The organism is Microbispora sp. CA-135349, from assembly GCF_050947365.1.
In the GTDB taxonomy this organism is placed as follows: domain Bacteria; phylum Actinomycetota; class Actinomycetes; order Streptosporangiales; family Streptosporangiaceae; genus Microbispora.
This window is the reverse complement of sequence record NZ_CP192001.1, coordinates 5,701,038-5,719,574: the sequence shown is the minus strand read 5'-3', so window position 1 is coordinate 5,719,574 and position 18,537 is coordinate 5,701,038. Positions and strand designations below refer to the sequence as shown.

Below are 18,537 nucleotides of genomic sequence, written 5' to 3'. Positions count from 1 at the left end.
GCTCACAGGGCCGCCTCCAGGGGACGGCGCTCGTACGGCCCGGCGGCGGGAAGACCGAGCCCGAGGTGGCCGCGAAGGGTCGTCCCCTCGTAGTCGGTGCGGAACAGGCCGCGACGCCGCAGCTCGGGAACCACGTGGTCGGCGAAGTCGTCGAAGCCCGACGGGAGCACGTCGGGCATCACGTTGAACCCGTCGGCCGCGCCGGCGCGGAACCACCGCTCGATGTCGTCGGCGATCTGCTCCGGCGTCCCCACGACGATCCGGTGACCACCGCCCCCGGAGAGCTTCTTCAGCAGCCGGCCGAGCGTCGGCCGCTCCCTGTCGATGATCGTCTTGACGACCCGGTAGAAGGTCTGCGAGCCGCCGGCCTCGTCGGGATCGACCAGCAGCCCGGCCGGGATCGGCTCGTCGTCGGACAGCCCGTCGAGCGAAACGCCGAGCTGGGCCGCGAGCCGGTTGCGGGCGTACTCGCCGGGGAGGATCTCGTCAAGCAGCTCACGCCGCGCCCTGGCCTCGGCCTCGGTGCCGCCCACGACGGTGGACAGCCCGGGCAGGACCACGACGTCCTCGGGACGCCGCCCGAACGCGGCCGCGCCGTCGCGGATCCCGGCGCGGAACGCGCGCGCGTGGTCGAGGTCCTGGTCGGCGGAGAAGATCACCTCGCCGACCCGTGCGGCGAGCCTGCGGCCGTCGCCGGAGCCGCCCGCCTGCACCACGACCGGCCGGCCCTGCGGGGAGACGAGGGCCGTCCGGCCCGCCCAGGCGGCGACGACCCGCTCGGTGAACTCGGCGGCGCGGCGGTAGCGCAGTGCGTGGCCGGGTTCCCCGGCCCGGCCGAAGTTGCGCGCCGCCACGGCCCCCGCGGTGGTGACCACGTTCCAGCCGAAGCGGCCGCCGCTGACGTGGTCGAGGTCGCCGAGGCGGCGCGCCAGCTCGGCCGGGTCGTTGTAGGACGACGACAGCGTCCCGATCAGGCCGATCCGCTCGGTGTGCGCGGCGATCCGCGCCAGCACGGTCGTGGGTTCCAAGTTGTTGGCCGTACGGTGCCTGATCTGGGGGTCGAGCGACGGGCCGTCCGCCAGGAAGACCGCGTCGAGCTTGGCCGCCTCGGCCTTCTTCGCGATCGAGACGTAGTGCTCGATCGTGTAACTCGCGGTGCCGTCGGTGCCGGGAAACCGCCACGAGCCGCCGAAGACGCCCGCGTTGAGGATGTTGACGTTGAGGTGCAGGTGTGTCACGGGTGGATCTCCTTAGCGCGCGCCGGCGACGGCGAACCGGGTTCCCGGGATCGCCTCCAGCAGTTCCCGGGTGTACTCGTGCCGCGGCGAGCGGAACACCTGCTCGACCGGGCCGGTCTCGACCACGGCGCCGTCCTTCATCACCGTGACGTCGTCGGCGATCAGGCGTACGACGCCGAGGTCGTGGGTCACGAACACGTAGCTGAGGCCGTACTCGGCCTGCAGGTCGACCAGCAGCCGCAGGATCTGGGCCTGGACCGACACGTCCAGCGCGCTCACCGCCTCGTCGAGCACCAGGATCCGGGGGTTGAGCGCCAGCGCCCGCGCGATCGCGACGCGCTGCCGCTGGCCTCCGGACAGCTGGCTCGGCAGCCGGCGCAGGTGGCTCTCGTCCAGGGCGACCGCCTTCAGCAGTTCGATCACGCGGGCCGTCCGTTCCCGCCTGCCGGGCGTCAGACCGAAGGCGCGCAGCGGCTCGGCCACGATCTCGCCCACCGTGAACCGCGGGTCGAGCGAGGTGAACGGGTTCTGGAACACGAACTGCAGGTCCCTGCGGACCTCCCGCAGCCGCCTGCGGGACAGGCCGGTCAGCTCCCGGTCGCCGAGGTGCACCGTGCCGCGGTCGGGGACGGTGAAACGGGCCAGGATGCTCGCCAGCGTCGACTTGCCCGCGCCGGACTCGCCGACGATCGCGTGCGTGGTGCCCTCGCGTACGACCAGATCGGCGCCGTCCAGCGCCCGCACTTCACGCGTGGGGCCCCGGCCGCGCAGCCGGTAGGTCTTGGTGAGCTCGCGCGCCCGCAGCACCTCCGGGGCGGCGGCGGAGACCGGGCGCGCGCCGGAGGCGGGCTCCAGCCGGCCGGCGTGCCGGGCGGGCGCCGCGTCGAGCAGCCGGCGGGTGTGGTCACCGGCCGGGTTCTCCAGCACCCGGCGGACCGGGCCCTCCTCCACGATCTCGCCGTCGCGCATGACGAGGATCCGGTCCGAGCGGTCGAGCGCGACGCCGAGGTCGTGGGTGACAAGGAGAACGCCGATGCCGAGCTCCTCGCGCAGCCGCACCAGATGGTCGAGGATGACCTTCTGGACGGTGACGTCGAGCGCGCTGGTGGGCTCGTCGGCCACGATGATCTTCGGTTTGCCCGCCAGTGCGATCGCGATGAGCGCACGCTGCTTCATGCCGCCGCTGAGCTCGTGGGGGTACTGGTGGAAGACCCGCTCGGCGTCCTTGAGCCCGGCGGTGCGCAGGCTCTCCAGCGCTGCGTCCCTGTGCCGTGCGGCGTCGCGCGTTCCGGGCTCGTTGAACCGGACCGCCTCGATCACCTGCCGCCCGACCCTCTTGGACGGGTTCAGCGACGTGTTCGGGTCCTGGGGGATGAAGCCCACGTAGTTGCCCCGCACCAACGCCATCCGCCGGTCGTTCCAGCCCGTGACGTCGACGCCGGAGTAGGCGATCGAACCGGTTCGGATCCGCGCGGACTCCGGCAGCAGGCCGAGCGCGCCCTGGACCAGGGTGGTCTTGCCCGAGCCGGACTCTCCGACGAGCGAGACGAACTCGCCCGGCCCGACGTGCAGGTCCGCGCCGCGGACGGCGGGCGTCCACTGGCGGCGTCCCGCCCGGTAGTCGACGACGAGGCCGGTGATCCGCAGCAGCGGGTCCCGCCTCTCCTCGTGTGCGTCCGTCATCGGCCGTGGTCCTTCCGGTAGGAGGTGCTGATGCGGTGGGTGGCGATGACGACGATCGCGAGCGCCACGCCGGGCATGATCGAGGCCCAGGGGTGGACCGCCACGTAGTCGCGGCCCTCGGCCACCAGCAGGCCCCACTCCGGCTGCGGCGGCGGCGCTCCGTAGCCGAGGAAGCCGAGCGAGGCGACGGCGAGCACGGCCGTTCCGATCTCCAGCGCCGCCAGCGCGATCACCGAGCTGAGCGCGTTGGGCACGACGTGCCGGAGCATCACGCCCAGCCGGCCGACACCGAGGCCGTACGCCGCTCTGACGTAGTCCTGGGTCACGACCGCGAGCACCTGGGCTCTCATCACCCGGGCGAACGACGCGATGGAGGAGATGCCGACCGCCACGGCGATGTTCTGTGTGGAGTAGCCCAGGACGGAGACCACCACCATCGCGAGCAGCAGGCTGGGGATCGCCAGGAACACGTCGGCCACCCGCATGATCGCGGTGTCCACGACTCCTCCGGCGAAACCGGCGACCAGCCCGACCAGCGTGCCGACGCCGAAGGCGATGAGGACGGCCAGCAGGGTCGCGGTCAGGGTCGTCTGCGCGCCGTACACGCTGCGGGCGAACAGGTCGCGGCCCAGCCGGTCGGTGCCGAACCAGTGCTCCGCGCTCGGCGGCACGAAGCTCGCGGCGGTGTCGCCGTCATAGGGGCCGTACGAGGTGAACAGGCCGGGGGCGATCGCCCAGCCGATCACGACCAGCACGACGATCCACGACGCCACGAGGATCGGCTGCCGGGTGAGCTCCCCGAGGCGCCTGACGAGCGGGCGGGCGAGGCCGGGCCGGTTGCCCGCCGCGAACGTGTCGAGTTCGACGGTCATCACTTCCTCCTCACGCCCGGCTCAGCCGACGGCGAGCGTGGCCCGCAGCCGCGGGTCCAGCAGCGGGTAGATCAGGTCGACGATCAGGTTGATCAGCGCGAAACCGGCGGCGACGAGCACGACGACCCCCTGCACGAGCGGGACGTCCAGCGTGTTGATCGCCGCCTGCGTCATCCGGCCGACGCCCTGGCGGGCGAAGACGGTCTCGGTGACGACCGAGCCGGCGATCAGGTTGCCGAACGTGATGCCGGCGATGGTGAGCGCGGGCAGCCCGGCGTTGCGGAAGACGTCGCGGACGATGATGCCGCCGCGGGTCGCCCCCTTCGCCCAGCTCGTCGTCACGTAGCCGGAGCGGAACTCGGCCGCGAAGCTGCGGACGAGGAGCTGCGCGATCGGGCCCGACACCGGGATGGCCAGGGTGACGAGCGGCAGGACGAGGCTTCGCGCGCCCCTGTCACCGAAGGCCGGGAACCAGCCGAGCCGGAACGAGAAGATCTGCAGCATCAGGATTCCGGAGAGGAAGACCGGCACCGAGACCGCGCCCGACGGCAGCGCCTCGGCCAGGTTCCGCACCCACGCGCGGCGGGTCGCGGTCGCGCCGAGCGCGATCACGAAGGCGATGAGCAGCGCCAGCGCGAGGGCGCCTGCCGCGAGGACGAGGGTGCTCGGCAGCACGTCGAGGATCGTGGCGACGACCGGCCGGCCCGACTGCACCGAGGCGCCGAAGTCGCCGGTCAGCGCGTGTCCCAGCCGGGCCAGATACTGCAGGAGCACCGGCCTGTCGAAGCCGTAGTTCGCCGCCACCTGCTCGCGGACCTCCGGCGGCACGGCGTTGACCTCGGCGGGGTCGAAGAGCAGATCCACCGGGTCGGCCGGCAGCACGAACAGCAGGACGAAGGTCAGGGTGAACGCGGCCCAGACCACGAACAGAGCCCGGCCGATCTTCAGCGCCAGGTAGCGCAGCACGACGCTCCTTCCTCGGTGGCGGGGCCCGTCACCTGCCGTTGCTCTTCCACGTGTCCACGAAGTGGTTGCGGGACTGGGCGTCGAACACGATTCCGTGGACGTAGCCCGCGTGGGCGATCACCTGCGAGGGGTTGTAGACCGGGTTCACCAGCGCGTACTTGTCGAGCAGGAGGTCCTGGGCCGCCTTGGCGTACTGCGCGCGCGTGGCCGGGTCGAGGGTGAGCTCCAGCTTGCCCAGGGTCCGCGTGACGTCGTCCACGTCGATGCCGGGGGAGTCCTTCGTGACGAAGGAGCCGTTGCCGAGCCGCGGGCCGTACTGGAGATTGAGGACCGCGGGGTCGTTGCGCGAGCGGTTGGCGGCGGTGATGTTCCAGTCGGTCTTCGCCTTGGCCAGCTGGGCCGTGTAGTCGGGGATCGGGACGACGGTGAGCTCCAGGTCGACGCCGATCTTCTTCAGGTCCTGCTGGATCGACTCGTACGCCGGCTTGTTGACCACCAGGTTGCTGATGCCGAGCAGCTTGACCACGAGTTTCCTGCCGTCCTTGACCCGGATGCCGTCCGGGCCCCGCTTCCAGCCGGCCTCGTCGAGGAGGCGCCCGGCCTTCTCGGGGTCGTACCGCAGCACCGAGCCGCTGTAGTCCGCGTACCCGGGGACCGATGGGGCGAGCACCGAGGTCGCCACGGAGTAGGAGTCGGTGAGCACCGTCTTCCTGATCGCGTCGCGGTCCCAGCCGAGCTGGATCGCTCTGCGTACCGCGATGTCGTCGGTCGGGAAGAGCTGCGAGTTGAAGTTGAAGAAGATGGCGGTGCCGGAGACGCCTCTGTGGATGATCGTGAAGCCCTGGTCGGCCAGCGGCTTCTCGTCCGTGGTGCCCACGTCGAGGGTGGCGTCGACGGCGCCGGACGTCAGCGAGCCGGTCCGGACGCTGGCCTCCGGGATCGTGTTGAAGACGATCCTGTCGAGATAGGCCTCGCCTTGGTGCTTGAGCGCCGGCGGCGCCCAGTTGTAGCCCTTGCGCCTGGCCAGGACGGTCCTGACCTGTGGCTGCCACGACTCGTACACGAAGGGACCGGTGCCGATCACCTTCTTCGGGTCCGACCGCTCCTCGGCGCTGAGCTTCAGCGTCGACAGCGACAGGAACCCGGGCTGGGCGTTGGCGGTGAACGACGAGGCCTGCAGGAAGCTCGCGAGCGGCTTCTCGAAGCGGACGACGGCGGTGTGCGGGTCGGGGGTGCGCGTCTCGATGTAGCCGGGCAGCAGGACGGCGCCGTTGGGGTTGACGCCCAGCTTCTCGTCGCCGTGCACGTACTGGTCGAAGTTGGCCTTGACCACCGCGGAGTCGAACGGGGTGCCGTCGCTGAAGGTGACGTCCTTGCGCAGGTGGAAGGTGAACTCGGTGAGGTCCTTGTTGTACTCCCACGACTGCGCCAGCCACGGGGTGATCTCGCCGGTCTCCGGGTCCTGCCAGGTCAGCTTGTCGGTGATGTTGTTCCCGATGAGCGACTCGGCGTAGTTGGTCCCCCACTGCGGGTCCGGGCTGCGCTGGTAGTCGATGAGGGCGAACTGCAGCGTGCCGCCGCGGACGGGCGTGCCCGCGGTCGCGGCCCGGCCGGGGGCGCCGTCACCGCGGGTGAGGGCGAATCCGCTTCCGGCGACCAGGAGGACGGCGACGGCGCCGGCGACCCAGGGCCACCTCCTGCGCCTCGGGGTGGCGCGTTCGATTGCACTGCGAAGGTCGGACATGAACGTTCCTTGTGCTGGTAGGGCACGCGGCGTGCTCGGAGGGCACGCGACAGGCGGCGTGGGGAGAGGGAAGAGGGGCGCGCACCACCACGGGATGCGCGGGTGGGCATGGCGCGGAGCCATGCCGACATTGCGGCCTGGCCGCCGACGCGGGCACCTACCCGAGAACGGCGACAGAGCCCGTCAGCGCTGACACAGCGCGCCGGCGAAGAAGGCGAAGTCGATCTCGCGCCTGGAGTGCCGAACCAACCCGATCACAAACTACACTTTACCTACATGAACACTAGGGTTAAGGGTGATCTAAGTCACAGGTCATGTTTGCCCGCGTCGTCGACAGCAACGAACAGGAAGAACCGCCGATGAGCCTCGAGTTCCTGTGGTACATCCCCAACCAGAACCAGCCCGGGCACCGCGGCGACGACGTCGTCGAGAACCACAACAGCCTGGAGACCCTCACCGGCCACGCCAGAGCTCTGGAGGAGCATGGCTGGGGCGGGGCGCTCATCGGCACCGGCTGGGGGCGTCCCGACACCTTCACGGTCGCCGCCGCGCTGGCCGCGCGGACGACGACGTTCCAGCCGCTGATCGCGATCCGGCCCGGCTACTGGCGTCCGGCCAACTTCGCCTCCGCCGCCGCGACCCTGGACCGTCTCACCGGAGGGCGAGTGCTGGTCAACATCGTGTCGGGCAAGGACGACCTGGCGGCGTACGGCGACAGTGAGGGCGACCAGGCCCACCGCTACGCCCGCACCAGGGAGTTCATGCGGATCGTGCGCCGCCTGTGGACCGAGGAGAACGTCACCTACCACGGCGATCACTTCGGTGTCACCGGCTCCACCGTGGTGCCGCGACCGGTCGTCCGGGGGGAGCGCAGGCACCCCCGGCTGTACTTCGGCGGCGCCTCCGGGGCCGCGGAGAGGGTGGCCGCGACCGAGGCCGACGTGCAGCTCTTCTGGGGCGAGCCGCTCGACGGCGTCGCCGAGCGGATCGAGAGACTCAAGCGGCTCGGCGAGCGGCTCGGGCGCGAGCTTCCTCCGCTGGAGTTCGGGCTGCGCGTCACCACGCTGGTGCGCGACACCACCGAACGGGCCTGGGCCGACGCCGAGGCCAAGGTCGCGGAGATGGCGCAGGGCGTCATCACCCGCGACCCGAACCGGCACGCCGCCGTCGGCCAGCAGCGGCTGCTGGAGCTGGCCGCGCGGGGCGAGGTGCTCGACGACAACCTCTACACCACCCCCGGCAGGTTCGGCGGAGGTGGCGCTGGGACCACCTGGCTGGTCGGCTCGGCCGAGGACGTGGCGAAGTCGCTGCGCAAGTACGAGGCCCTCGGCATCACCCACTTCGTGCTCTCCGACACTCCCTACCTGCCGGAGATCAAGCGCCAGGGCGACACGCTCCTCCCGCTGCTGAGGTAATTTCCTATTCAACCTACAGGAATAGTTGACTTCTTCTTTGCCCGGACTGCACTCTGGGGGTGATCCCGCACAAATCGCTCCCCTCGAAAGGTGTCGGTCCATGACCCAGCTTCACGACCCCGAGACGCTCGGCGGCATCGGCGACTCCTACCAGCACATCGAGGTCACACAGGTCGGCGGGGTGATCGGCGCCGTCGTCGGCGGCATCCGGGTGGGCGGCGAGGTCGGCCCCGCGGCGGTCGCGGAGTTGCGCGCCGCGTTGCTCCGCCACCGCGTGGTCTTCCTGCGCGACCAGCAGCACGCCACCGACGCCGACCAGCTCGCCTTCACCACGCTGCTCGGCACCGTCACCAAGCCGCACCCGACGGTGACCGGTGACGGCCGGGCCGTCCTCCCGATCGACTCCGAGCGGGGCAAGGCCAACAGCTGGCACACCGACGTGACCTTCGTCGACCGGATCCCGGCCATCAGCGTGCTGCGCGCCATCACGCTGCCGCCCTACGGCGGGACCACGGTGTGGGCCAACACGGTGGAGGCGTACCGGCGGCTGCACCCCGGCCTGCAGGCGCTGGTCGGCCGGCTGCGCGCGGTGCACTCCAACCTCTACGACTACGCCCAGCAGCGCCCGCTGATCGGCGGGATCGACGTCAAGGAGGAGGAGTACCGCGAGGAGTTCCGCAGCGTCGAGTTCGAAACCGAGCACCCCGTCGTCCGCATCCACCCCGAGACCGGCGAGCCGTCCCTGCTGCTCGGCCACTTCGTCCGGTCGTTCACCGGCCTGAGCAGCGCCGATTTCCAGGACCTGTTCGCCCTGCTGCAGCGGCACATCACCCGCCTCGAGAACACCGTGCGGTGGACCTGGCGCGACGGCGACATCGCCATCTGGGACAACCGGGCCACGCAGCACTACGCCGTGGCGGACTACGACGACCGGCCGCGCCGACTCCACCGCATCACGGTGGCCGGCGACATCCCGGTGGGCATCGACGGCGACACCAGCGTCGTGATCAAGGGCGACGCCGGCGCCTTCTCGCCGGTGGCCGCCTGAGCGGAGACCCGCCGCGCGGATCCCCCGGCCCGGCCGGGGGACGCGCGACCCGGCGCCCCCCCACCCGGCCCGGAATCTCTCCCGCGTTCCCGCGCGACGACGCCCGCGCTCACATCCCCCGGTTCGCCCGGCCTCTTCCGCGAGCGAACCCGTCCTCCACAAGGATCGGTCGTGACCAGAACCACCCATGCTCTTCTGTCCGTCGCACTGGCCGTTGCCCTCGCCGCCGGCTGCGGCTCCGCCTCCGGATCGGCGGGGGCGGGGCCGGAGGTCACCGAGCTGCGCTACCAGGGCAGCGTCGGCGCGGTCACCTTTCCCGAGCTGGCCCAGGATCTGGGCTATCTCGGGAACATCACACTCAAGTGGGTCGGCAACACCATCTCCGGGCCCCAGGACATCCAGTCGGTCGCCACCGGCCAGACCGACTTCGGCGGCGCCTTCAACGGCGCGATCATCAAACTGGTCGGAGCGGGGGCTCCGATCAAGGCGGTGATCGGCTACTACGGCAGCGACGCCGACAGCTATATCGGCTACTACGTCGCCGACGGGTCCACCATCAAGGGGCCGCGCGACCTGATCGGCAAGAAGGTCGGCGTGAACACCCTGGGAGCCCACCTGGAGGCCGCGCTCAAGGAGTATCTGCGCCGCGGCGGCCTGACCCCGCAGGAGATCGAGAAGGTCCAGCTCGTCGTCGTGCCGCCGGTCAACACGGAACAGGCGCTGCGCCAGGGGCAGATCGACGTGGCCGCACTGTCGGGCGTGCTGCGCGACAAGGCGCTGGAGCGCGGCGGCATCCACCCGCTGTTCAAGGACGTCGACCTGTTCGGCTCCTTCACCGCCGGCAGCGTCGTGCTCACCAAGCGGTTCATCGAGCGCAACCCGGCCACGACCCGCAGGTTCGTCGAGGCCTTCGCCAAGGCGATCGACTGGACGCAGACCCATTCCCGCGACGAGGTGATCGCCAGATACAAGCAGATCATCGCCAGGCGCCACCGCAACGAGGACGCCACGACCGTCGGGTTCTGGAAGAGCAGCGGGGTGCACGGCAAGGGCGGTCTGATCGCCCCCCGGGAGTTCCAGACCTGGATCGACTGGCTGCAGCGCGAAGGCGAGATCAAGCCCGGCCAGGTGCGGCTCTCCGACCTTTACACCAACGCGTTCAACCCCTTCGGCACGGGAGGCGCCGCATGACCGTGAACGTCGCCGAGCACAACCTCGCCGAGGCGTCCGCCGCACCCGTGAAGATCGGCCTGCGCGGCGTCGGCAAGGTCTTCCCGGTCCGGGAATCCGGCCGGACGTTCGCCGCCCTTCAGGAGGTCGACCTCGACGTGCGCGCGGGGGAGTTCCTCGCTTTGGTCGGCCCCAGCGGATGCGGCAAGTCCACCCTGCTCGACCTGGTCGCCGGCCTCGCCACGCCGACCACCGGGCAGATCCTCATCGACGACCGGCCCATCGACGGGCCCGGCACGGACCGGGGAGTGGTCTTCCAGCAGTACGCGCTGTTCCCCTGGCGTACGGCCCTGGCGAACGTCGAATTCGGGCTGGAGGCCAAAGGCGTGCCGAGGCGGGAGCGCACGGAACGCGCCCGGCACCACCTGGACCTGGTCGGGCTGGCCGGGTTCGAACATCGGTACCCGCACGAGCTGTCCGGAGGCATGCGCCAGCGCGTGGCGATCGCGCGCAGCCTGGCGTGCGACCCGGAGGTGCTGCTCATGGACGAGCCGTTCGCCGCGCTCGACGCCCAGACCCGGGAGTCGCTGCAGGAGGAACTGCTGCACATCTGGCAGAAGACCGGCAAGACCGTGGTGTTCATCACCCACGGCATCGACGAGGCCGTCTATCTGGGGCAGCGGGTGGCGGTGATGACCTCCCGGCCCGGCCGCGTCAAGCACGTGCTCGACGTCCGGTTCGACTCCCGTGAGGGGGACCTGCGCGCCGACCCGGCTTTCGGCGAATACCGCCACCACGTCTGGACCCTGCTGCGCGACGAGGTCGCCGCCGCCCGCGAGCAGGAGCACGAACAGGAGCGGGCCCATGGCTGACGCGCTCACCACCCCCCGGGTCCCCGCGACGACCGATGCCGGAGGCGCCGACGCCGGGGATGCCGAGGCCCAAGGCGCCCAGGCCGTGTACGGCGGGGCACGCCGGCGCGCGCGCCTCCTCGCCCGGGCCGCGCCGTGGACGGCGCTGCTTCTGCGGCGGACGCTCGCTCTGGTGCTGCTGGCCGGAGCCTGGGAGGTGCTGCCCAGAGCCGGCCTGGTCGATCCCGTGTTCGTGCCGCCGCTGTCACAGGTCCTGCTCGCCTGGTGGGACCTGCTCCTCGGCGGGCAGCTCGCCCAGCACTTCGAGGCGTCACTGATCCGCTCACTCGGAGGGTTCGGCCTGGCCATCGCGGTGACCATTCCCCTCGGGCTGGCCATCGGCTGGTACCGGCCGGTCGCCGACTTCCTCAACCCGGTGCTCGAACTGTTCCGCAACACCTCCGCCGTGGCGCTGCTGCCCGTGTTCATCCTGATCCTCGGCCTGGGCGAGCCGTCAAAGATCGTCTTTGTCTTCTACGCCTGCTCGTGGCCGATCCTGCTCAACACCATCAGCGGCGTGCGGACCGTCGAGCCGCTGCTGGTCAAGTCGGCCCGCTCCATGGGGCTCGGGCCGCTGCGCCTGTTCCAGAAGGTGATCCTGCCGGCCGCCGTCCCCACGATCTTCACCGGCATCCGGATGGCGGGGGCCCACTCCATCCTCGTCCTGCTCTTCGCCGAGATGGTCGGAGCCAAGGCCGGGCTCGGCTACCTGGTCCAGGACTCCCAGTTCAACTTCCGCATCCCCGACATGTACGCCGGGATCATCACGATCTCCGCGCTCGGTCTGCTGTTCAACCTGCTCCTGCTCCGCGTGGAGCGTCGTTTCTCGACCTGGAGGACCGTCTGATGACCCGGAAGCTGCGTCTGAACGCCTTCCTCATGGGCGTGGGACACCACGAGGCGGCCTGGCGCCATCCACGCGCCGAACCCGCCCACCTCACCGACGTCCGGCACTACCAGCGGCTCGCCCGGATCGCCGAGCGGGGCAGGCTCGACTCGGTCTTCCTCGCCGACGGGCTGGCCCTGCGGGGCGACGTGCGGCACAACGCGCTCGGCGGGCTCGAACCCCTCACCCTGCTGTCGGCGCTGGCGGCGGTCACCGACCACGTCGGCCTGATCGCCACGGTCTCCACCACGTACAACGCGCCGTTCCACGTCGCCCGCTGGTTCGCCTCCCTGGACCACATCAGCGGGGGCCGGGCCGGGTGGAACATCGTGACCTCCGCGGGGGAGGCCGAGGCGCACAACTTCGGCGTCGAGCGGCCGGCTCACGCCGATCGTTACGCGCGGGCGGACGAGTTCCTCGAGGTGGTCACCAAGCTGTGGGACAGCTGGGAGGACGACGCCGTCGTCGGCGACCGCCGCGCGGGCGTGTACGCCGACACCGAGAAGATCCACCCGATCGAGCACGCGGGCCGGTACTTCCAGGTGAGCGGGCCGCTCAACACCTCCCGCCCCCCGCAGGGCCGTCCGCTGCTGGTCCAGGCCGGGTCCTCCGAAGACGGCAAGGAGTTCGCCGCGCGTCACGCGGAGGCCGTCTTCACCGCCCAGCAGACCCTCGCCGACGGCCAGGAGTTCTACGCCGATCTGAAGCGCCGCGTCGCGCGGCACGGCAGAGGCCCCGGCGAGCTGCTGATCCTGCCCGGCCTCTCCCCGATCATCGGGTCGACCGAGCGCGAGGCGCTGCGGCTGGAGAAGGAGCTGAACGACCTCATCATCCCCGACTACGGCCTGGCGCAGCTGTCCCATCTCGTGGGGATCGATCTGTCCCCGGACGCGCTGGACCGGCCCCTGCCGGAGGTGTCCGCGGACACGGAGGGGGCGCAGAGCCGCCGGCGGCTGGTCCTCGACCTCGCCCGCAGGGAGAACCTGACCGTGCGGCAGCTTCTCGTCCGCCTGGCCGGCGGACGCGGCCACCGGGTCGTGGCCGGCACGCCGGAACAGATCGCCGACGAGATCCAGGAGTGGTTCGAGAACGGCGCGGCGGACGGATTCAACATCATGCCGCCGGTCCTGCCGGGAGGTCTGGAGGACTTCGTCGACCAGGTCGTACCCGAACTGCAGGCCAGAGGACTGTTCCGGACCGAGTACGAGGGCCGGACGCTGCGCGAGAACTACGGCCTCGCCCGTCCCGCCTCGGCGTACGCCGCCGGCGAGCGGCTCGAGCCGGTGGCCTCGTGATTGCTTTCGTACGGAAGGAGACCTCATGACCACCCGGGCACCCGCCTACGCCAGTCCCGCCGACGTGGCCGCTCACGGCCCGTACGGGCCGGGCCGGACCGACCGTCCGGGGCCGCTCTACCCGTTCCGGGGCCGGATCACCGCCGACGGCTCCAGCGGCCACCCGTCTTGGCGGATCAGACGGGGTGGTTTTGCTGCTCGATGTACTGGCGCAGGACGCTGATCGGTGCGCCGCCCACGCTCCCGGCGAAGTGGGAGCCCGACCACAGCGTGTTCGCCCGGTAGTAGTGGCGGGCCAGTTCGGGGAACTCGGTCCGCATCCGCCGGGAGGACACCCCTTGCAACGAGTTGACGAGGCGGGACAGGGCGACCTTGGGCGGGAAGTTCACCAGCAGGTGCACGTGGCCGGGCTTCGCCGTCGAAGCTGGCCAGTTCGCATTCGAAGTCCGCGCAGACATCCCGCATGATCTGCTCCATGCGCTCCAGGTGAGCCCCGGTGAACACCCGATGCCGGAACTTGGTCACGAAAACCAAGTGAGCGTGCAGGACGAAAACACAGTGCCTGCCGGTTGTGATGTCTCCATATTCGGCCACAGACCAATGGCAGGATCATGGCGTGCAGCTTCGGTACAACTACCGCCTGTCCCCGACGCCGGGTCAGCGTCAAGCGCTGGCACGGGCCTTCGGGTGCGCCAGAGTGGTGTTCAACGACGCGCTGCGCGCACGGACCGACGGCCATCGGTCGAGTCCGAGACGGGGTCGATCTTGGGCTGTCGGCCTTCGCGGTCTTGTCGAACGGTCGGAAGATCGACTCGCCGCGTTTCCTGCGCCGGGCGGAGAAGAAGCTCAAGCGGCTCCAGCGGGCGTTGTCCCGCAAAGCCAAGGGATCGAACAACCGGGCCAAGGTCCGGCGGAAGGTTGCCCGCCGGCACGCGAAGGTCGCCGACGCGCGCCGCGAGTTCCACCACCAGCTGTCTACCCGGATAGTCCGCGATAACCAAGCGATCTACGTGGAGGACCTGGCCGTGGCGGGGCTGGCGCGCACCAGGTTGGCCAAGAGCGTGCATGACGCGGGCTGGTCGCAGTTCGTGACCATGCTGGAGTACAAGGCTCGCCTGTACGGGCGGGTCTTTCACCGGATCGACCGGTGGTTTCCCTCCTCCAAGCTGTGCTCGGAGTGCGGGGCACTGGCCGAGTCCATGCCGCTGAACGTCCGGGAGTGGACCTGCCCCTGTGGGGCGGTCCACGACCGGGACGTCAACGCCGCCAAGAACGTCCTCGCCGCCGGACGGGCGGAGCGACCAAACGCCTGTGGAGCGCGGGTAAGACCAGGCCCTGGCCTGGCACAGCGCGAGGAAGCAGGAAGCCTCAGAGGTGCCGCATGACGCGGCACGGGCTGAATCCCCGGCCTTCAGGCCGGGGAGCGAGTCAACACCTCTATGTGTCGTACGCGTGCCCCTGGGCGCAGCGCGCCGCGATCGTGCGTGACCTGGCCGGACTGCGGGACGTCGTCTCGCTGTCCCACGTCGACGACGAGCGGGACGCGCGCGGCTGGGCGTTCCGCGAGCGGCGCGGGCCCGACCCGGTCAACGGCTTCACGCTCCTCGCCGAGGCGTACGAGGCCACCGAGCCCGGTTATCCCGGCCACATCTCCGTCCCGGTGCTGTGGGACCGGCGGACGAACCGCATTGTCAGCAACTACTTCCCCGACATCCCCGTCGACCTCGGCACCCAGTTCGCCGAGTGGGCCACCGCCGACCTGTTTCCCGAGGACCTGCGCGACGACATCGAGACCCTGGACGAGGAGATCGCCCGCGATCTCAGCCAGGGCGTGCACCTGGTGGCCAGGGCCTCGGCACAGGAGGACTACGAGGTGCTGCGGCGCCGGGTGCTCGCCGCGCTGGACCGGTTCGACGCGCGACTGGCCGGCCGGCGGTACCTGTTCGGCGATCGCCTCACCGAGTCCGACGTGCAGCTGTGGGTGGTGCTGGCCAGATACGACCTGCTGCACAACCCGCGCGCCGGGATCGGCGAACGGCCGCTGACCGGTTATCCCAACCTCTGGCCGTACGCCCGCGACCTCTACCAGGTCGGCGCCTTCCGCGAGAACACCGACTTCGCCGCGTTCCGGCCCACCGCCAGGCCCGCGTACCCCGGCGGCGGGCCGGTGCGTGTCGCGGTCGAGCCGCGCGAGGCCGACTGGGACGAAGCGCACGGCCGTGAGGCGCTGTCCGGCCGGGCGGGATGACCACCGAGACCGTCGGCGGTGTCGCCGCCTTCACACGGTAGGACGGGCCGGCACCGCGGATGCGGTGCTGCCCGTCCTGTGCTGCCCGGCCGTTTCGCGCTGCAGGCGCCGGCGTCCGCCGTGCGCCTGTTTCAGCACATGTGGCCGGTCTTCCCGGAGGCGCTCAGGACGCGCTCGCGTAGCGGCTGGCGGGGCGGGGCAGGCCGAGCCGCCCGCGCAGGTCCCCGGTGTCGTACGCCGTCCGGAACGCCCCCGCCGCCCGCAGCACGGGGACCAGCCCGCGGGTGACGGCCGCCAGGTCGTGGGGGAGCACGCCGGGCCGGAGACGGAACCCCTCCACCCCCGCCTCGCGCCAGCTCAGCAGGAGGCCTGCGAGCGCTTCGGGCGTGCCGGTGAAAATGTGGGCGTCCGAAGAGAACTCGCTCCCGTCGAGGTCGTCCAGCCGCGCCTTCCGGTCGGCCGCGCCGCCGGGGTCGAGGAAGACCACCAGGTCCGCGAAGATCTTCAACGGGGGCCCGGTGCGGCCGGCGGCGGCCTCCGCCGCCCGGACCCGCTCGACGACGGCCGTGGCGTCGTCCCGGTCGCGCGGTGTCACGTACACGACGTCGGAGCCGCGGGCCGCGAACTCGTAGGGCAGCGTGTCGTGCGCCAGGGAGGTGACCAGCGGCTGCCCCTGAGGGGATCGCGGTGTGATCGACGGTCCCTTCACACTGAAGAGGTCGCCGCGGAAGTCGATGTAGTGAAGTTTGTCGCGGTCGATGAACCGGCCCGTCGCGACGTCGCGAATCTCGGCGTCGTCCTCCCAGCTGTCCCACAGGCGGCGGACCACCTCGACCACGTCCGCGGCCTCCGCGAACAGGCGCTCCACGTGCCTGGCCGAAGCGGGATCCGGCCGTTCCGACAGGTCCAGCGGCGGGAAGACCCGGCGGCCGAAATGGACCGCGTGGTCGGGGCGGCCCGAGATCTGCGGCCGCCACCCGGCCCTGCCGCGGCTGACGTGATCGAGCGAGGCGATGCCGATCGCGACGTGGAACGGCTCGGTGTGGGTGGTGCTGGTGGTCGGCACGAGGCCGATCCGCGACGTCAGCGGCGCGACGCTGGACGCGATCAGCACCGCGTCGAGGCGGCCGCGGACCTGGTCGAGGCGCTCGTCGGGCTCGTTGAGCCGGGTGGACTGGAGGCCGAGCTCGTCTTCGAAGGTGACGAAGTCGAGCAGGCCGCGCTCGGCCTCCCGCACGAGGTCCGCCCAGTAGCCGGGCGTGAACAGCCGGCCCGGCTGCGCGCCCTCGGCTCTCCAGGCGGCCGGGTGCCATCCCGCTCCGTCCAGGGCGACGGCGAGATGCAGCGTCATCAGATCTCCTCGGTGTGGTTGGGAGTGCGGGGGGCGAGGCCGAGATGGTCGCGGAGGGTGGGCCCGGTGTAGTCGGTCCGGAAGACGCCCTTCTCCTGCAGGAGGGGGACGACCTTGTCGACCAGGTCGTCCAGCCCGCCGGGAGTCAGATGCGGCACGAAGATGAAGCCGTCGGCGGCGTCGGTCTGCACGAAGTGATCGATCTCGTCGGCCACCGTGCGCGGCGTGCCGATGAAGGTCTGCGGCGCGGAGACCTCGATGGCGAGCTCGCGGATCGACAGGTTCTTCTCCTCGGCGAGGGCGCGCCACTTGGCCACCACCTCGCCGCGGTCGCGGCGGAACGCCGCGTGTCCCCTGGTGACGCCCTCGTCCAGGTTCGGCTCGACGTCGGGCAGCGGGCCGTCCGGGTCGTATCCCGACAGGTCGCGACCCCACACGGCTTCCAGGAAGTAGATCGCGGTCTGCGGGCCGACCTGCGCGCGCCGGATCTCGACGGCCCGTTCCCGGGCCTCGGCCTCGGTGTCGCCGAGCACGTACGTCACCGCGGGGAGGATCTTCAGGTCCTCGGGCCGCCGTCCGTAGGCGGCGAGCCTGCGTTTGACGTCCCGGTAGAAGGCGCGGCCGTCCTCCAGCTTGCTGTGCCGGCTGAAGATCACATCCGCGGAGGAGGCGGCGAACTCCCGGCCCTCGTCCGAGTCGCCGGCCTGGATGATCACCGGGTGGCCCTGCGGGCCGCGCGGCACGTTGAACAGGCCGAAGATGTCGAAGTGCCGGTCCCGGTGCCGGAAGGGGGTGACGCCGCCGGGCCGGAGGAACCGCCCCGACTCCGGGTCCGCGGCCACCGCGTCGGGCGCCCAGGAGTCCCACAACTCCCTGGCGGTCCGCAGGAACTCCTGCGCCCTGGTGTAGCGGTCGGCCTCGGCGAGGAAGCCGCCCCGGCGGAAGTTCTCGCCGGTGAAGGCGTCGAAGCTGGTCACCACGTTCCACGCGGCCCGGCCGCCGCTCAGGTGGTCGAGCGTGGCCAGCCTTCTGGCCACCTCGTACGGTTCGTTGAATGTCGAGTTCACCGTCGCGGCGAGACCCAGGTGGGTCGTGACGGCGGCCAGCGCGGAAAGGACCGTGAGCGACTCCGGGCGGCCCACGACGTCCAGGTCGTGGATCCGCCCCTTGGCCTCGCGCAGCCGCAGTCCTTCCGCCAGGAAGAAGAAGTCGAACTTTCCCCGTTCGGCCGTCTGGGCCAGGTGGCGGAAGGAGTCGAAGTCGATCTGGCTGCCCGATCTCGGGTCGGACCAGACGGTCGTGTTGTTCACCCCGGGGAAATGCGCGGCGAGGTGGATCTGCTTGGTCAACGAGGGCTCCTGGTTGCGGTGAGGTCCAGGCGGAATGCCCGGCGGCTCGCGTTCGTGGCCGTTCCGGGGTCGCGGGTCCGCCCGCGGGACGTCTCCCGGCTCGACGGTCCGCTCGCCCGGTCACCCCCGACGCGTAATACCTAGTAATACAGTAGGTAAACCAGGTTTTTGCGTCAACAATTCCCCGAAGGCTCCTGTCGCCCGGAGGCGGCGCGGAGGCGGCGCGGGGGCGGCGCGGGGGCGGCGTGGAGGCGGCGCGGGGGCGGCGTGGAGGCGGCGCGGGGGCGGCGTGGAGGCGGCGCGGGGGCGGCGTGGAGGCGGCGCGGGGGCGGCGCGGGGGCGGCGCGGGGGCGCGCGGGGG

General features: G+C 71.1%; 14 protein-coding genes and 3 pseudogenes. 9 read left to right on the top strand and 8 right to left on the bottom strand.

Annotated features, from left to right (window positions below):
* Nucleotides 1-2 precede the first annotated feature (2 nt).
* From ACQPZZ_RS26335 to ACQPZZ_RS26315, 5 genes are read right to left on the bottom strand one after another with little or no spacing between them, the layout of a single operon-like run.
* Nucleotides 3-1,238 (bottom strand): LLM class flavin-dependent oxidoreductase, encoded by a 1,236-nt coding sequence (locus tag ACQPZZ_RS26335; protein ID WP_432923311.1) that lies wholly within the window; start codon nucleotides 1,236-1,238, stop codon nucleotides 3-5.
* Nucleotides 1,239-1,250: 12 nt separating this feature from the next.
* Complete coding sequence (locus ACQPZZ_RS26330; protein WP_432923308.1) at nucleotides 1,251-2,921, bottom strand: dipeptide ABC transporter ATP-binding protein; 1,671 nt, start codon at nucleotides 2,919-2,921, stop codon at nucleotides 1,251-1,253.
* A complete protein-coding gene (locus ACQPZZ_RS26325) occupies nucleotides 2,918-3,793 on the bottom strand; it encodes an ABC transporter permease (RefSeq protein WP_432923305.1) in 876 nt (291 codons plus the stop codon). The genes ACQPZZ_RS26330 and ACQPZZ_RS26325 overlap by 4 nt, the downstream gene beginning before the upstream one ends.
* Before the next feature lie 21 nt (nucleotides 3,794-3,814).
* A complete protein-coding gene (locus ACQPZZ_RS26320; protein ID WP_432923302.1) occupies nucleotides 3,815-4,759 on the bottom strand; it encodes an ABC transporter permease in 945 nt (314 codons plus the stop codon).
* A gap of 28 nt (nucleotides 4,760-4,787) precedes the next feature.
* Complete coding sequence (locus ACQPZZ_RS26315; protein WP_432923299.1) at nucleotides 4,788-6,503, bottom strand: ABC transporter substrate-binding protein; 1,716 nt, start codon at nucleotides 6,501-6,503, stop codon at nucleotides 4,788-4,790.
* 359 nt (nucleotides 6,504-6,862) lie between these two features.
* On the opposite strand from ACQPZZ_RS26315, the gene ACQPZZ_RS26310 reads away from it, so the two are divergent.
* The 6 genes from ACQPZZ_RS26310 to ACQPZZ_RS26285 all read left to right on the top strand — a co-directional run bounded on the left by ACQPZZ_RS26310 (nucleotide 6,863) and on the right by ACQPZZ_RS26285 (nucleotide 13,228).
* Complete coding sequence (locus tag ACQPZZ_RS26310) at nucleotides 6,863-7,918, top strand: LLM class flavin-dependent oxidoreductase (protein WP_432923296.1); 1,056 nt, start codon at nucleotides 6,863-6,865, stop codon at nucleotides 7,916-7,918.
* A 100-nt stretch (nucleotides 7,919-8,018) separates the two neighbouring features.
* Nucleotides 8,019-8,966: a TauD/TfdA dioxygenase family protein gene (locus ACQPZZ_RS26305; RefSeq protein ID WP_432923293.1), complete on the top strand. Its 948-nt coding sequence runs from the start codon at nucleotides 8,019-8,021 to the stop codon at nucleotides 8,964-8,966.
* A gap of 171 nt (nucleotides 8,967-9,137) precedes the next feature.
* Entirely contained in the window at nucleotides 9,138-10,157 is a 1,020-nt protein-coding gene (locus tag ACQPZZ_RS26300) for an ABC transporter substrate-binding protein (protein ID WP_432923290.1), read from the top strand.
* Nucleotides 10,154-11,008 (top strand): ABC transporter ATP-binding protein, encoded by an 855-nt coding sequence (locus ACQPZZ_RS26295; RefSeq protein ID WP_432923287.1) that lies wholly within the window; start codon nucleotides 10,154-10,156, stop codon nucleotides 11,006-11,008. The genes ACQPZZ_RS26300 and ACQPZZ_RS26295 overlap by 4 nt, the downstream gene beginning before the upstream one ends.
* Nucleotides 11,001-11,894: an ABC transporter permease gene (locus tag ACQPZZ_RS26290; protein ID WP_432923284.1), complete on the top strand. Its 894-nt coding sequence runs from the start codon at nucleotides 11,001-11,003 to the stop codon at nucleotides 11,892-11,894. Before ACQPZZ_RS26295 ends, ACQPZZ_RS26290 begins: the two co-directional genes overlap by 8 nt.
* Nucleotides 11,894-13,228, top strand: coding sequence for an LLM class flavin-dependent oxidoreductase (locus tag ACQPZZ_RS26285; RefSeq protein ID WP_432923282.1), 1,335 nt, complete (start codon nucleotides 11,894-11,896; stop codon nucleotides 13,226-13,228). Before ACQPZZ_RS26290 ends, ACQPZZ_RS26285 begins: the two co-directional genes overlap by 1 nt.
* Before the next feature lie 176 nt (nucleotides 13,229-13,404).
* Here ACQPZZ_RS26285 and tnpA read toward each other — a convergent pair.
* Nucleotides 13,405-13,822 (bottom strand): annotated as a pseudogene (gene tnpA, locus ACQPZZ_RS26280) (IS200/IS605 family transposase).
* On the opposite strand from tnpA, the pseudogene ACQPZZ_RS26275 reads away from it, so the two are divergent.
* The 3 genes and pseudogenes from ACQPZZ_RS26275 to ACQPZZ_RS26265 form a co-directional block, all read left to right on the top strand.
* Nucleotides 13,803-13,910 (top strand): annotated as a pseudogene (locus ACQPZZ_RS26275) (helix-turn-helix domain-containing protein); the annotation flags it as partial. The pseudogenes tnpA and ACQPZZ_RS26275 sit on opposite strands and share 20 nt — an antisense overlap.
* A gap of 73 nt (nucleotides 13,911-13,983) precedes the next feature.
* Nucleotides 13,984-14,613, top strand: a pseudogene (locus tag ACQPZZ_RS26270) (RNA-guided endonuclease TnpB family protein); the annotation flags it as partial.
* A gap of 56 nt (nucleotides 14,614-14,669) precedes the next feature.
* Nucleotides 14,670-15,476: a glutathione S-transferase C-terminal domain-containing protein gene (locus ACQPZZ_RS26265; RefSeq protein ID WP_432923279.1), complete on the top strand. Its 807-nt coding sequence runs from the start codon at nucleotides 14,670-14,672 to the stop codon at nucleotides 15,474-15,476.
* 163 nt (nucleotides 15,477-15,639) lie between these two features.
* Here ACQPZZ_RS26265 and ACQPZZ_RS26260 read toward each other — a convergent pair whose 3' ends face one another.
* Complete coding sequence (locus ACQPZZ_RS26260) at nucleotides 15,640-16,827, bottom strand: LLM class flavin-dependent oxidoreductase (protein WP_432923276.1); 1,188 nt, start codon at nucleotides 16,825-16,827, stop codon at nucleotides 15,640-15,642.
* Nucleotides 16,827-18,176, bottom strand: a complete 1,350-nt coding sequence (locus ACQPZZ_RS26255) for an NtaA/DmoA family FMN-dependent monooxygenase (protein ID WP_432923271.1) — start codon at nucleotides 18,174-18,176, stop codon at nucleotides 16,827-16,829. The genes ACQPZZ_RS26260 and ACQPZZ_RS26255 overlap by 1 nt, the downstream gene beginning before the upstream one ends.
* Between the last annotated feature and the right edge of the window lie 361 nt (nucleotides 18,177-18,537).

What these genes read in the sequence shown, in the direction of transcription:
- ACQPZZ_RS26325 (WP_432923305.1), bottom strand. Translation starts at nt 3,793, where the DNA reads ATGACCGTCGAACTCGACACGTTCGCGGCGGGCAACCGGCCCGGCCTC.
- ACQPZZ_RS26295 (WP_432923287.1), top strand. Translation starts at nt 10,154, where the DNA reads ATGACCGTGAACGTCGCCGAGCACAACCTCGCCGAGGCGTCCGCCGCA.
- ACQPZZ_RS26285 (WP_432923282.1), top strand. Translation starts at nt 11,894, where the DNA reads ATGACCCGGAAGCTGCGTCTGAACGCCTTCCTCATGGGCGTGGGACAC.
- ACQPZZ_RS26330 (WP_432923308.1), bottom strand. Translation starts at nt 2,921, where the DNA reads ATGACGGACGCACACGAGGAGAGGCGGGACCCGCTGCTGCGGATCACC.
- ACQPZZ_RS26310 (WP_432923296.1), top strand. Translation starts at nt 6,863, where the DNA reads ATGAGCCTCGAGTTCCTGTGGTACATCCCCAACCAGAACCAGCCCGGG.
- ACQPZZ_RS26260 (WP_432923276.1), bottom strand. Translation starts at nt 16,827, where the DNA reads ATGACGCTGCATCTCGCCGTCGCCCTGGACGGAGCGGGATGGCACCCG.
- ACQPZZ_RS26290 (WP_432923284.1), top strand. Translation starts at nt 11,001, where the DNA reads ATGGCTGACGCGCTCACCACCCCCCGGGTCCCCGCGACGACCGATGCC.
- ACQPZZ_RS26315 (WP_432923299.1), bottom strand. Translation starts at nt 6,503, where the DNA reads ATGTCCGACCTTCGCAGTGCAATCGAACGCGCCACCCCGAGGCGCAGG.
- ACQPZZ_RS26305 (WP_432923293.1), top strand. Translation starts at nt 8,019, where the DNA reads ATGACCCAGCTTCACGACCCCGAGACGCTCGGCGGCATCGGCGACTCC.